We start from the raw sequence: 13961 nt of genomic DNA on the forward strand, positions 1-13961 counted from the left end.
CCTCACTCTCGAAGGGAATCTCATGACCCGGATCGCAGTGCTGGTGGGAAACCCCCAGCCAGCTTCGCGCACCCGCCTCGTCGCAGAAGAGGTGGCGGCCCTGCTCGCTGCTCGCGGCGGCGCGGATATCGACGCCACGATCGACCTCGCGGACGTCGCGGAGGCGCTCTTCCGCTTTCCCGAGCCACGGCTCGATGACCTGCTGAGCCGGATCGCGACCGCCGACGTGGCGGTCATCGCGAGCCCCACCTACAAGGCCGCCTACACGGGCCTGTTGAAGGCGTTCCTGGACCGCTACGGATCCGACGGGCTGCGGGGTCTCACCGCGGTGCCGGTGCTCACGATCGGGGCGCCGACGCATGCCCTGGCGGTGGATACGACCCTCCGCCCGCTCCTCGTCGAGCTCGGCGCGAGCGTGCCGACCCGCGGGTTGGCCTTTCCCGCCGCGGCCGTAGAGGATCGCACGAGGATCGTCGGCGACTGGGTCGCATCCGAGTGGCCGCGGATCCGTCACGCATTCCGCATCGGGTCGGAGCCGGCGCGATGAATGCCCGCCTCCGCCCCGCGGCGGGCGCCTTGACCTTGCCATCATGGGACGCGCTTCCCGACGGGGAACGTCCCCTCGAGAGAAATCGGATGACGCCCTCAGCGAGCCGGGTCAGCAGGAGCCGCCCTCGATGACCCGCAAGTCGAGGTCGGGTGGCGAGACGGTGACGTTCTGCCCGAGGGCGAGCAAGGCAGCGTTGGCGGCCAGGCGAGCCGCTGCGGCAAGGTCGTAACCCATCGTCGTCAGTGCGGGATTCATCACCTGCGCCAGGGGCGTGTTGTCCATCCCGATCACGCCGACATCGGCCGGGATGCGCCATCCGCGCCTCTCGATCGCCGTCATCATGGCGATGGCGACGTCGTCGTTGTAGCAAGCGATCCCGGTCCCCGGCTCGATGGTGGCGAGCGCCGCATCGGCCGAAGCCCGGTTGATCGCGATGCCCAGAATGCGCGGCGACGGCAGCCCGGCGGTGGCGCAGGCGTTCACGACCGCTTGCTCCCTCCCTGGGCCRTACGGGTTGGATCGACGATCGTGCAAGTGCACGAAGGCGAGCCGCTCGAATCCCCGGGCGATCAGGTGCTGCGCTTGGAGCGCTCCGATGTGGCCGTCGAAATCAGTGCCGGTCGTCGTATCGAATCCCGGAACTTCTCGCTCTGCGAGGATCTGTCTCTCCTCGGGGCTGAAGGGCCGGAGCGAGAGCACGGCTCGAGGCCTGATGCCGCCAAGGATCCGGTCCAGCGAGCCCGGCGCGCCCATCGAAAAGTGCAGAACGAGGCTGAGGCCGTGCTCGGCGAGACTCTCGGTGAGGGGATCGAAGATGTCCTGCAGGTTACTGCCGTACGTGGTGTCGGGGATGAGCGCCACGATGAAGTCGCTGGATCCCCTGCGCAGCATCCGCCCGGCAGCGGAAGGCTCGTAGTCGAGCTCGCCCGCTGCCTGAAGGACCCGCTGAGCGGTATCGGCGGTGAAACGCTGGGTATGGCCGTTGAGGATCTGGCTGACCGTGGCGCGGGAGAGGCCTGCGCGCCGCGCGACATCTGCACTGGTAGCGGCCATCGGTCCTCCTCGCGCTCTGGAACCCCAATTCTACGGTACCGAATTGACACGTGATACCTTTCGTGGTCAACTACCAATTATCACGTGATAATGACCGTGGAACTCATCATCAGAGTCCGGCGACCCGAGCCGGAGACAAAGGAGTCATGATGTCGGACAATCCCTTCGCATCGGCGGTGCCCGGAGCTCCCGCTTCACCGGCCCAGCAAACCCTCGCCGCAGATACACAGGCCGAGAACACGTCGACCGGCACCGTGCGCACCCCGGTGTCGCGCCGGTACGTCACGTTCCTCCTCCTCGGAATGTTCGGCGCATACGTGGCTCTTGTGGCGCCGATCGGTCTGACGCTGTCTCTGCGGGTCCAGGAACTGGCACCGTCGCACGTCGAAGTTCTCGGTTACGTCATCGGTGTCGGTGCGATCGTGACCACGATCGTCGGGCCCTTGGCGGGCCTCTGGAGCGACCGCACGCGTTCGCGCTTCGGTCGCCGTCGACCCTTCGCCTTCGGGACCGCCCTCCTCGGCTTCGTTGGCCTGATCGTGATCGCCCAGGCGCCCAACGTCCCGACGTTGCTGCTCGGCTGGATCGTCACGGCTGTCGGTTGGAACGGCAGCATGAACACGCTGATCCAGTCACAGGCAGACCGTTTGCCTGAGTCTCAGTACGGGCGTGTGGCCGGCATGTCCGGATTCATCCAGATGGTGGCGCCGGTCGCCGGTATCGCTCTGGCCAGCTCCTTCATCGGAAACAACACCCTGGTGTTCCTCGTGCCGGGCGGTGTCGGTCTGCTGGCGATGATGGCGTGGGTCCTGTTCGTCAAGGAGCGCGATTCCAGAGACGTGGAGTTCGAGGACAAGGTCAGTGCCGGCAAACTGCTCACCAGCTTCGTCTTCAACCCGCGTCAGTACCCGGACTTCGCTTGGAACTGGCTGGCACGACTGTTGTTCATGACAGGCGTCACCTTCGCTTCGACGTTCAGTTCGCTGTTCTTCGCGTCGCGGCTCACCGCGAGCGGTCAGGTCGCCGACATCGGAAGCCTCATCATCGTGTTCTCGACAATCGGCATCGTCGTCACCGGCATCGGCGCTCTCCTGGGAGGGTTCCTCTCCGACAAGCTCAAGCGTCGCCGCGCCTTCGTGCTCGGGTCCGGTGTGGTCTACACGGCGGGATCGATCACGCTCGCCTTCGGCGGCAACGATTTCGTCGTCCTTCTGCTCGGTTCCTGCCTCACTGGACTGGCCCTGGGGGTCTTCTCATCCGTCGACCAGGCGATCGTGCTGATGGTCCTGCCCGAGAAAGATGACAACGCTGGTCGCTTCCTCGGCATCAACGGCTACTCCGGATCGATCGCGCAGGCCGTTGCGCCTCTCCTCGCGGCCCCGCTGATCCTCATCGGCGTGAGCCAGGGAGAGAAGAACTACGGCCTGCTCTTCGTAGTCGCAGCCGCGCTGACGATCGTCTCCGGAATCATCGTGCAGTGGAAGGTCAAGAGCGTGCGCTGAACGTCTTCTCACTGTCGCCCCTTGACCGACCTGGAGCATTACCATGACCATGACATTGTTCACCGCCGGATGGACCTTCTTCCGTGGCGGCGGCGACGGCCGCGGAAGCGCCGTCAGATTGCCACACGACGCGATGATCTCGGAGCAGAGGTCGGAGGACGCGGGCACCGGAAACCACGGAGGCTTCTTCCCCGGCGGGATCTACCGTTACAGCAAGCTCTGGTCCCCGCCGGAGGACGCTGACGAGCGCGAATACTCTCTCGTGTTCGAGGGCGTCTACGGCAGCACGATCGTCACCGTTGACGGGGCCGAGGTCGGTCGCAGTGAGAGCCCGTATCGGGAGTTCACCGTGCCGCTTCGGCACCTCGCCCCTGGGGTGGAGGGCCTCATCGAGGTGGTGGTGGACAACTCGCGCACCCCCAAGAGTCGTTGGTACACAGGTTCGGGAATCTACCGCCCGGTGTGGCTGGACAGCGCTTCACCGACACGAATCGCGAAGGACGGCATCCGCGTGCGGACCCGCACGTTGGATGCCGGACAGGCGGAGGTCGAGGTATCGGTATCGACCGAGGGCGACCCCGTGCCCGCTGCCCGCGTCGAGGTGGAGATCCGCGATCAAGGTCGCATCATCGCAAGCGCGACGTCGTCGATACCAGGCGGTGGCGGTGGCGGTGGCGGTGTCGATCTCGAGCTGCGGGTGCCCTCGCCCCGACCGTGGTCCGCGGAACATCCGCACCTCTACGACATTGCCGTGCGCCTTGAGGCCGACCACGGGGTGCTGGATGAGGGGTCCCTTCGCACGGGACTGCGAACGGTCCAGGTCGATGCCCAACAGGGTCTGCGGATCAACGGTCAACCCGTACTGCTGCGGGGCACGGCGGTGCACCATGACAACGGCCCACTCGGCGCCGCGACCTTCTCGTCCGCGGAATGGCGCCGGGCGCGCCTGTTGAAGGAGGCGGGCTTCAACGCGATCCGCAGTGCGCACAATCCGCTCTCTCGCGCGTTCCTCGACGCGTGCGACGAGCTCGGACTCTACGTGATGGACGAGCTCAGCGACATCTGGTTCCGCAAGAAGACGCCGCACGACGAATCGCCGCGCTTCCACGAGCAATGGCGCGACGACATCGCTTCGATGATCGCGAAGGACCGCAACCGGCCCTGCGTGATCATGTACTCGATCGGGAACGAGATCGCCGAGTCGGCCACCCCTGCGGGAGTCGATGTCGCTGGACAGCTCCAGGATCACTTCCGCCGGATGGATCCGACGCGTCCGACCACCATCGCCGTCAATCCGTTGCTGGCGATGATGGCGGTTCGCGCCAAACCGTCGGCGGGCGAGGAAGGGCCGCCCGAACGCAAGCCCGCGACGAGCACGGCAGCCAACCAGGCGGCGGCGAAGATGGGACGGCTCATGGTGCTCGCGTCCACGCTCCCGGCTGCTGAGCGCGCGACCAGGGGTGTTTTCGATGTCGTCGACATCGCCGGCTACAACTACGGCTATGCCAGCTATGCCGGTGCCCGTCGACGCCACCCGGATCGAGTCATTCTCGGGACCGAATCGATGGTCGGCGATCTGCCCGCAATCTGGAAGCGCGTGACCTCCATCTCCGGAGTGATCGGCGACTTCAGCTGGACGGGCTGGGACTACCTCGGAGAGGTGGGCCTCGGGTACTGGAGCTACGGCGAGGAACCGGGCGGTATCGCCAAGCCATACCCGGGGATCCTTGCCGGCTGTGGAGTCTTCGACATCACCGGTCAGCCCACAGTTGCCGTTCACCTCACCCAGGCCGTCTGGGGAATCAGCGACCGTCCAGGGATCGCGGTTCGTCCGCTCGACCGCGCCGGGCATCGGCCGAACAGGACGCCCTGGCTCGCCTCGGACGCGCTCCCCACCTGGTCGTGGGGAGACGCCACAGGGTGGGCGCAGATCGAGGTGTACTCCCGCGGGGATCACGTCGAGCTGCAGCTGAACGGCCGCTCTCTCGGTCGCCGCCGAGGCGGTGCCGCCACCGGCTTCCTTTCCACGTTCCGCGCACCATATGAGAAGGGCGAGCTGACCGCGATCGCCTACCGCCGGGGTCAGGAGATCGGACGCCGTTCGCTCCGGAGCGCCGGCGCGCCACGCCTGTCGCTCCGACCCGAGACCGATCACATGTCGGGACCGGATGGCCTGAGTTTCGTCCGGGTCGAACTGGCCGACGAGGACGGGATCGTCGACGTCGTCGCCCATGACCGGGTCCGCGTCAGCGTCTCTGGGCCTGCGGAGCTCCTCAGCCTCGCCAGCGCGGCGCCGGCCACACGGGAGAGCTACGTCGACGACCAACACCAGACGTACCGAGGCCGTGCGCTGGCCATCGTCCGCACCACCGGCGAACCCGGCACGATCACACTGCACGCATCGTCTGACCGGCACGGCACTGCGACCACGACCCTGCAAGCGCTGAGCGACGAGCCGCGCGACCCCGGTGCGGCAGCAGCGCGCAACACGAAGGAGCACGCATGATCAACACCTCACCCTCTGCACCCGCTTCCGATCCCGTGGAGGATCGGAGGACCGCGCCGCTCTACCGGGATGCCGACGCGCCTGTCTCGGCCCGCGTCGATGACCTCCTCGCACAGATGACTCTCGACGAGAAGGCAGGGCAGCTCACCCAGTACTTCCACTTCGGTCCTGCCGAGCTGCCTGAGGACTTCGACATCGACGCGCTTCCTCCCGAGCACCGCGCCTTCCTCGACCAACCCGCAGCAGTCGAAGCCGCGCTGGAACAGGGGAAGGTCGGATCCGTGCTCTTCGTCACCGACGTGAACCTGATCACCCGGCTCCAGAAGATCGCCGTCGAGGAGACTCGTCTCGGGATCCCGCTCCTGTTCGGCTTCGACGTCATTCACGGCTTCCGCACGATCCTCCCCGTCCCGATCGCCCTGGCTGCGAGCTGGAACCCCGCGCTCATCGAACAGGCGCAGACGGTGGCCGCCCGTGAAGCGCGAGCCGTGGGGATCCACTGGACGTTCGCGCCCATGATCGACATCGCCCGCGACCCCCGCTGGGGACGCATCGTCGAAGGCGCCGGAGAGGATCCCGTGCTCGGAGCGGCTGTCGCAGCGGCTCAGGTTCGCGGATTCCAGGGAGATCTCGCAGGCGACCGTCTCCTCGCCGGCCCCAAACACCTTGCCGGTTACGGCGCCGCGCGCGGTGGGCGCGACTACGACGACGCCGAGGTCTCCGACTCCGAACTGCGCAACGTGTATCTTCCCCCGTTCCGTGCGGCCATCGACGCGGGCGCGGCGAACGTGATGAGCGCGTACATGGATCTCAACGGCATCCCCGCCTCTGCGCACCGGTGGCTGCTGACCGAGATCCTCCGCGACGAGATGGGCTTCAAGGGGTTCGTCGTGTCCGACGCGAACGCTGTACGCTCCCTCGAGACACAGCACTTCGCGAAAGATCTGTCGGACGCGGCGGTCCGCGCTCTGGACGCAGGGCTCGACATGGAGATGGCCATGTCGGACGCGGCCTTCTCCCGCCTGCCCGCCGCTGTCGCCGAGGGGCTGATCGACGAGGGCGTCCTCGACGTCGCTGTTCGACGAGTGCTGGAAGCCAAGTTCCGCCTCGGCCTGTTCGAGCGGCCCTATGCCGACGCCTCCGTCGTCAACGACGTGCTCGACGCGGGCGAACATCGCGATGTCGCGCGGATCGCCGCCGAACAGTCATTCGTGCTCCTCAAGAACGCCGATGGTGCCCTCCCGCTGTCCCCCGAGCGTCTCGGGCGGGTCGCGGTCATCGGGCAGCTCGCGGACAGCCGGCGCGACCTGCTCGGCCCCTGGGTCTTCGATCACGACACCGCGGAGACCGTCACGATCCTCGACGGGCTGCGTTCCCGCCTCGGCGACGACGCTGTCGTGTACGAGCCAGGGGCGGGGATCCTCGAGCGCAGGTTCCCGTCGGCATTCGATCAGGCCGACCGGACCATCAGTCCGACCCCGGACGACTGGGATGACGACGCCGAGATCGAGCGCGCGGTCACCGCTGCTGCCTCCGCCGACGTCGCCGTGGTCGTCGTGGGTCAACGTCAGAACCAAGCCGGTGAGAAGGCGTCCACGTCGACGCTGGACCTCCCCGGCCGCCAGCAGGAACAACTCGAGAAGATCGCCGCCACCGGAACCCCGGTCATCCTCATCGTCGTCTCGGGTCGCCCGCTCGACCTTCGCTGGGCGAGCGGGCACGTCTCCGCGATCCTGCAGGCCTGGTACCCCGGGACCCGTGGCGGTGACGCTGTCGCGGCGACCCTGCTCGGTGAGACCTCGCCGGCCGGTCGGCTTCCGTTCACCTGGCCGCGCCACGTCGGACAGGTGCCGCTCATCTCCTCGCACCTGCGGACTTTCCAGCCACAGGAGCAATCCAACCGCTACTTCGAGGAGGAGAGCACTCCGCTGTTCCCCTTCGGGTACGGCCTCTCTTACGCCGAGTTCGAGTACTCCGCTCTGCGCCTTGACCGCGACACGATGACTGTCGGCGACATCGCGTTGGTCTCCGTCGAAGTCCGCAACACGTCGGATCGCACCGCGGACGAGGTCGCACAGCTGTACATCCACCAGAGACACGGTGCGTCTTCCCGTCCGATTCGCGAACTCAAGGGCTTCGAGCGCCTCACCCTCCGCCCCGGCGAGAAGCGCACGGTCACCTTTCCCCTCGGTCCCGCACAGTTGCGCTACTGGAGCGCCGCCACGCGAACCGAAACGCAGGATGCCACGACGATCGAGGTCGGCATCGGCAGAGACGCGACGGCTCGGCTCGATGCCACCCTCACCATCACCCCGGCCCGAGCCCGATGAGCACGCAGGAGAAGCACATGTCCCACTTCCGACCCGGCTTCCTCTGGGGCGCCTCCTCCGCACCCCACCAGATCGAGGGCAACAACCTCGCTAGCGACTGGTGGAAGATCGAAGGCAGCTTCCCGGGCATGGAGCCCAGCGGCGATGCCGTCGACAGCTACCACCGCTACCGCGAGGACATGCAGCTGCTGGCGGACGCGGGGCTCGACACTTACCGCTTCGGTGTCGAGTGGGCGCGCGTGGAGCCTCGAGCGGGCCACGTCTCGCTCGCAGAACTCGCCCACTATCGGCGCATGATCGACACCGCTCGCGAGTTGGGCCTCACGCCCGTGATCACTCTGAACCACTTCACGATCCCTCTCTGGTTCGCCGAAGAGGGAGGCTGGACCGGCGACACGGCATTCGAGCGGTGGCGAACCTACATCGACACGGTCATCCCCATCCTCACAGACGTCGAGTGGATCATCACCTTCAACGAACCCAACATGCTCTCGATGATGCTCAAAGCGCAGCAGGTGTTCGATGCCGGAGATGCCGGTGAGTGGGTCAGCCCCACCGTCGAAGACGAGAGCGGCGCTGCGCGGGCCGCGCGGCTTCCCGACCCGGATCCGGAGATCGGAAGGCGGTTCATCGAGCTGCACCGCGCCGTGCGCGATATCCTCCGCGATGCAACCGGTGCAAGGGTCGGCTGGAGCGTGGCCTGTCTGGCACTCACCGCCACGCCCGGCAACGAGGACAAGCTCGCGTCCGTCCGCTATGACTGGGAGGACCTCTACCTCGAGGCGTCCCGCGAGGATGACTTCCTCGGAGTCCAGTCCTATTCGTCCCAGGCCGTGGACGAGAACGGCCTCGTCGCGCACCCTCCGCATCCGGACAACTCGCTCACGGGCGCCGCCTACCGGCCCGATGCTCTCGGCACGGCCGTGCGCCACGCCGCGGAGGTGGCGCGCGTCCCCGTTCTCGTCACGGAGAACGGAATCGCGACGGCAGACGACACACGCCGCATCGCCTACACGGAAGAGGCTCTTGCCGGGCTCGCAGCAGCGGTCGCCGAGGGAGTCGATGTCCGCGGATACCTGCACTGGAGCATCCTCGACAACTACGAGTGGGGCCACTGGGGGCCCACGTTCGGGCTCATCGCCGTCGACCGGACCACCTTCCTGCGCACGGCCAAGCCGAGCCTGTACTGGCTCGGCCGACGTGCCGTGGCAGAGCGTCAGCGCCACTCGCCACTCCTCGACCGCTGAGCCCCCGAATCCCCACCCCTGCCGAAAGAGACCACCCATGACCACCTTCCCCATCCCCAGCAGCATCAGCCCTGAGGCGCAGAACATCCTGGCGCTCGTGGCACAACGTCCTCCGCAGCCCGATCCCGCACCCGATGATGTCATGGCCTGGCGCGCCCTCGGAGAGGCGGCTGCCTCCGACGACCCGGCGACCGTGGAGGCCCTGGCTCTCGCAACCACGGGAGCGGTCGCGACGGACGTCATCGCGATGGTTGAGCCGGCCGAAGTCGACGGAGCCAGGTTCTTCATCGCCGAGCCGGACGATATCGGCAGCGACGACGAGCGAGTCCTTCTCTACATTCACGGCGGCGGTTTCATCTGGGGTGGCGGTGCGACTGCCCGTCGCTCCACGCAGCTGATCGCTGCGAACATCGGAGTGCAGACCTGGGGGATGGACTACCGCCAACTTCCCTCGGACCCGTTTCCTGCCGGCCTCGATGACTGCATCACGGTGTATCGCCATCTCCTGCGAACACACAAACCGGAGAACATCGCGATCGGCGGGCAATCCGGTGGCGCCAATCTCACGGCGGCGTTGCTCCTGCGAGCGCGCGATGAGGGCCTGCCCATGCCAGCCGCCGCAGTCCTCATCTCTCCCTGCGTGGACTTCACCCTGGCGGGCGACACCTGGACCACGAACAGCTTTGCGCTCCCGGGACGGTTCGAGAACATGCTGGAGCTGTATCGAAACGGCCGCGAACTGACCGAGCCGTACATCTCGCCCCTGTTCGGGACCTTCACCGAGGACTTCCCTCCGGCCATCCTGACGGCCGGGACGAGAGACTTCCTTCTCTCGGACACGGTGCGACTTCACCGCAAGCTCCTCCGGGCGGGCGTCCGCGCGGAACTTCATGTGTGGGAGGGCGCCCTGCACGGTGTGTTCATGGGCCAGGCTCCCGAGGACCGGGAGCAGATCGAACAGGTGCGCCGCTTCCTGGAGGACATCTGGACGAGCGCGTAATCCCTTCGAGAACCCGCCCATCCGGGAGAACGGTCATCCGGCTCGACGGGGTGAACGGGCAGGACGTCACTGACGGGCACGTCGACGCGACCTCTCACTCGGTCGCCCCTGGCCACAACTCAACGCTCGCCGTTACCGTGGTGACCGGCTCGCCAGGGTCGCTCGCCGGCATCGGCTCCTCGACGCGAAGTCCGGTCCGCTCATCGCTGTCCGGCTGCGCACGCTCACGCGCAAGTCGCTCGGCGGCATCCAGACGGATCTCGGAGGCCGTGTGCCGGGACTCGACGGACATCCGGTCCCCGGGCTCTACGCCGCCGGTGAAGCCGCCGGGTTCGGCGGTGGCGGCGCCCACGGCTACAACGCCCTCGAAGGGACTTTCCTCGGCGGATGCCTCTTCACCGGTCTCACCGTCGCGCGGTCGCTGCGGCAGAGCCTCTGACTCTCGCACGCCGAGGTCTCGGGTGTCGGCGACGACGGCGGGTGGCCGGAGTCAGGACGAACGTCCTCCGCTCGACGGCGGCACCGGGCGCACTCCGCGCACGCGCTCGAAATCCCAGGCCAGGCTGAGGAGACGGGGATCGGAGTACGCGGCGCCCGCGAAGGTCACACCGACCGGCATGCCGGTCGATGCCATGACCCCCATCGACGTCGTCACGGTCGGGATCCCGAGGTGGCGGATCGCCAGGTTGCCGTTGGAGTAGAAGGTGCCGTTGCGCCACGCGAGCTCCGCGGAGGCGGGGTTCCGATCGGCGTCGGCGCGGCCGACATCGGCATTCGCGGGGAACACAACGGCGTCGAAGCCGTTCTCCTCGAGCCACGACTCCAGCAATTCCTCGCGGAGCGACTCCAAACGCCGGAGTGCGGTGTCGAAGCCGGGAAGGCCGGCGGCACTCAGCGGAGGTCCGTCCGGGTCGAGAGCGCCAGGCCGGCGCCGACTGATCTCGAGGATCTCGTCGTATCGGTTGAGGTTGTCCTCCACCTCGGGGTAGCGGTCGGGCAGGGCGCCCTCGGGCAGGGGGAAGATCGTTGCCGGGTCGACCCCTGCCAGGCGCGGAATGACCGGATCGCCGTTGGCGCGCAGGAAGTCGTCCCACGCGGCCGCGACCAGGGTGGTGTACTCGTGTGCCATCCAGTCGTCGGGGAGCTCGGCGAATTCGTGGAGGCGGTCGTGCCCCTCGCTGGTGCCCTCGTACTGGTCGATGAGGGGGAAGTCGGTTTCGACCACCGTCGCTCCGGCGTTCTCGAGAAGCGTGCGGGTCTGCTCCCAGAGGCCGAGCACGTCGGGATGCACGTCGATCGGCACGTCGGTCGACTTTCCGAGATACCGGCGCGGGACGGCGAGGCGCATGCCGCGGAGGGCGCCTGCTGTGGCGAGGGAGCGGTAGTCCTCCGGCCGATGCGAGCTGGGCGCGGGGAGGGGAACCGCTCGCTGTTCTCTCCAGAAGTCCCCGCGGGAGTGCGGATCGTCTTGCACGAGGACATTCAGGATCTCGAGCATGTCCGCGACCGACTTCGTGTGCGGAACGGGCACGTCGCGGGTCGGGAAGAGCGGCCAGTTGCCGCGCAGGGAGAGGACGCCGCGCGACGGCGTGTAGGCGACGATGCCGTTGTTGGATGCGGGGCTGCGGCCGGAGGAGACCGTCTCCTCGCCCATGCCGAACTGGCACAGGGATGCGGCTACGGCGACGGCGGAGCCGTTCGACGATCCGGACGCGTATGCGGCCGCGAGGTACTCCGCGTTGAACGGGCTCTCCGCGCGCCCGTACAGGCCGCGCTGCATTCCGCCATCGGCCATCGGGGGCATGTTCGTCTTGCCGATGAGGACAGCACCTGACCGGCGCAGCGATTCCACGGAGAAGGCATCCCACTGGGCGACGAGATCCTTGAACGCGGGGGAGCCGGACGCGACGGTCAGCCCCCGGACCATGTACGAATCCTTCACCGTGAACGGCACGCCTTCGAGCGGGCGGGCCGTGCCCGCGCGCAGTCGGGAATCCGATTCCGCGGCCTCGTCGTTCGCCGCCGGATTCGGCACGACGATGGCATTGAGGTCGGCGTGCTCGCGGATCCGCTCCAGATGCTGATCCAGCAGTTGCCGGGCCGAGAGGGATCCGGACAGCAGCATCTCGCGGAGTTCGGCGATCGTCGCGGTGGGTTCAGGGAGGACCACTTCGTCTCCTTTTGTCGCAAACAAGGCATTGACTGAATTTTCAGTCATGGCTAGCATAGCCACGCAGAACCGAATCAGGGAGCAGAATCTATGAGCAAGGCAGCGCCGCCGAGCGTCGAAACCGTGTCCGTCACGGGAACATCAGCGACCGAGACGATCGATCAGTTCGGCCGGATCGAGAAGGCCGGGGTCGACTACGTGCCCACGGCGGAGCGTCGCTCCTCGCCGGCGAACATGTTCCGGGTCTTCGTGGGCGGGAATCTCGCGTTGTCGGTGGTGATCTTCGGGTGGTTGCCGGTCACGTTCGGTCTGAACTTCTGGCAGGCGATCGCCTCGAGCGCCGTGGGGCTGGCGATCGGCCTCGTGCTCATGATCCCGATGACCCTGCTCGGCAGCCGGACCGGCACGAACAACCCGGTCTCCAGCGGCGCGCATTTCGGCATGCGGGGCCGGCTGCTCGGATCGTTCCTGACGCTGTTGTTCGCGATCGCGTACGCAGCGATCGCGGTCTGGACGTCGGGTGAAGCGCTCGTCGCCGGCGCGCACCGACTGTTCGGCACGCCGGAGAACAGCACCGCCTTCATCATCGGCTACGCGATCATCGCCGTCGAGGTCGTCCTCATCGCCCTGTACGGGCACGGCACGATCGTCGCCCTGCAGAAGTTCATCATCCCTATCGCCGGGCTCGTGCTGCTCGTCGGGATGTTCGCGTTCGCACCGGGATTCGATGCGGGCCGCAGCACGGGGGAGTACCTGCTCGGCGGGTTCTGGCCGACCTGGCTCTTCGCCGTGACGATCTCGATCGGAGGCCCGCTCTCCTACGCGCCCTCCATCGGCGACTACGCGCGGAGGATCAATCCGAAGCGGTTCACGGATCGCCAGGTCGCGGTCGCCGCGTGCGCGGGCATCTTCCTGGGGCTCTTCGCAACAGCCGCGTTCGGCGCCTTCACGGCGAGCACGTTCGTGACCATGTCCCCCTCGTACGTCGCAGATCTGGTGAGGACCGCGCCCGGCTGGTATCTCGTGCCGCTGCTGGTTCTCGCGATCATGGGAGGTTTCGGGCAGGGCGTCATCAACATCTATGCGAGCGGGCTCGATCTCGAGTCCATCGTGCCGCGGCTGAGCCGCACGCAGACGACCTTGATCACTTCCGTGATCGCGATCGCCGTGATGTACCTGGGGGTGATCGCCACCGATGCGATCTCGTCGATCACGGCGATGACCGTCGTGCTCAACGCGGTCGCAGGTCCGTGGGTGATCATCAACGGCATCGGCTTCATCGTGGCCCGCCGTGGCCGATACGATCCCGTCGCGCTGCAGCGTTACGGTCTCGGACGCGGCGGCGGTCGGTACTGGTTCTTCCACGGGTGGAATCTGCGGGCCGTCTTCGCCCTGCTCGCGGGGGCGTTGGTGGGGCTCCTGACCGTGCAGAACGAGCTCTACGTCGCTCCGTTCGCGCAGATCGCCGGAGGGCTCGACGTGAGCCTGCCCCTGTCGATGCTCGTCGGCGGAGGGTTCTATTTGCTCGCTCTCCGGATCTGGCCCGAGACTGGGGTGAACGACGGGGTCCCCACGCAGGCGGAACGGATCTCGGAGGAATGAT

Annotated in this window: 9 protein-coding genes and 1 pseudogene; 8 read left to right on the plus strand and 2 right to left on the minus strand. The window is 67.2% G+C overall.

What is annotated here, in order from left to right:
- Window positions 1-22: 22 nt before the first annotated feature.
- Complete coding sequence (locus tag AC1DG4_RS11830; RefSeq protein ID WP_477378392.1) at window positions 23-547, plus strand: NADPH-dependent FMN reductase; 525 nt, start codon at window positions 23-25, stop codon at window positions 545-547.
- A gap of 111 nt (window positions 548-658) precedes the next feature.
- Here AC1DG4_RS11830 and AC1DG4_RS11835 read toward each other — a convergent pair whose 3' ends face one another.
- Window positions 659-1603, minus strand: a complete 945-nt coding sequence (locus AC1DG4_RS11835; RefSeq protein WP_477378394.1) for a LacI family DNA-binding transcriptional regulator — start codon at window positions 1601-1603, stop codon at window positions 659-661.
- Between the two features lie 149 nt (window positions 1604-1752).
- Here AC1DG4_RS11835 and AC1DG4_RS11840 point away from each other — a divergent pair, with 149 nt between their 5' ends.
- From AC1DG4_RS11840 to AC1DG4_RS11865, 6 genes and pseudogenes are all read left to right on the plus strand, one after another.
- Window positions 1753-3105 (plus strand): MFS transporter, encoded by a 1353-nt coding sequence (locus tag AC1DG4_RS11840; protein WP_477378396.1) that lies wholly within the window; start codon window positions 1753-1755, stop codon window positions 3103-3105.
- Between the two features lie 43 nt (window positions 3106-3148).
- Entirely contained in the window at window positions 3149-5611 is a 2463-nt protein-coding gene (locus tag AC1DG4_RS11845) for a glycoside hydrolase family 2 TIM barrel-domain containing protein (RefSeq protein WP_477378398.1), read from the plus strand.
- Entirely contained in the window at window positions 5608-7941 is a 2334-nt protein-coding gene (locus tag AC1DG4_RS11850; RefSeq protein ID WP_477378400.1) for a glycoside hydrolase family 3 N-terminal domain-containing protein, read from the plus strand. The genes AC1DG4_RS11845 and AC1DG4_RS11850 overlap by 4 nt, the downstream gene beginning before the upstream one ends.
- Window positions 7942-7958: 17 nt before the next feature.
- On the plus strand, window positions 7959-9188 hold the full coding sequence (locus tag AC1DG4_RS11855) for a family 1 glycosylhydrolase (protein ID WP_477378402.1): 1230 nt from the start codon (window positions 7959-7961) through the stop codon (window positions 9186-9188).
- Window positions 9189-9225: 37 nt separating this feature from the next.
- Window positions 9226-10188, plus strand: a complete 963-nt coding sequence (locus AC1DG4_RS11860; protein WP_477378404.1) for an alpha/beta hydrolase fold domain-containing protein — start codon at window positions 9226-9228, stop codon at window positions 10186-10188.
- A gap of 121 nt (window positions 10189-10309) precedes the next feature.
- Window positions 10310-10627, plus strand: a pseudogene (locus tag AC1DG4_RS11865) (FAD-binding protein); the annotation flags it as partial.
- Between the two features lie 51 nt (window positions 10628-10678).
- On the opposite strand, the gene AC1DG4_RS11870 reads toward AC1DG4_RS11865, so the two are convergent.
- The gene (locus AC1DG4_RS11870) at window positions 10679-12406 is read right to left on the minus strand and encodes an amidase (RefSeq protein WP_477378406.1); all 1728 of its coding nucleotides are present in this window, start codon (window positions 12404-12406) and stop codon (window positions 10679-10681) included.
- 42 nt (window positions 12407-12448) lie between these two features.
- Between AC1DG4_RS11870 and AC1DG4_RS11875 the strand changes: the two genes are divergently transcribed.
- A complete protein-coding gene (locus tag AC1DG4_RS11875; RefSeq protein WP_477378408.1) occupies window positions 12449-13960 on the plus strand; it encodes a purine-cytosine permease family protein in 1512 nt (503 codons plus the stop codon).
- The last annotated feature ends 1 nt before the right edge of the window (window position 13961 follow it).

Source organism: Microbacterium sp. 05N427 (assembly GCF_056397105.1).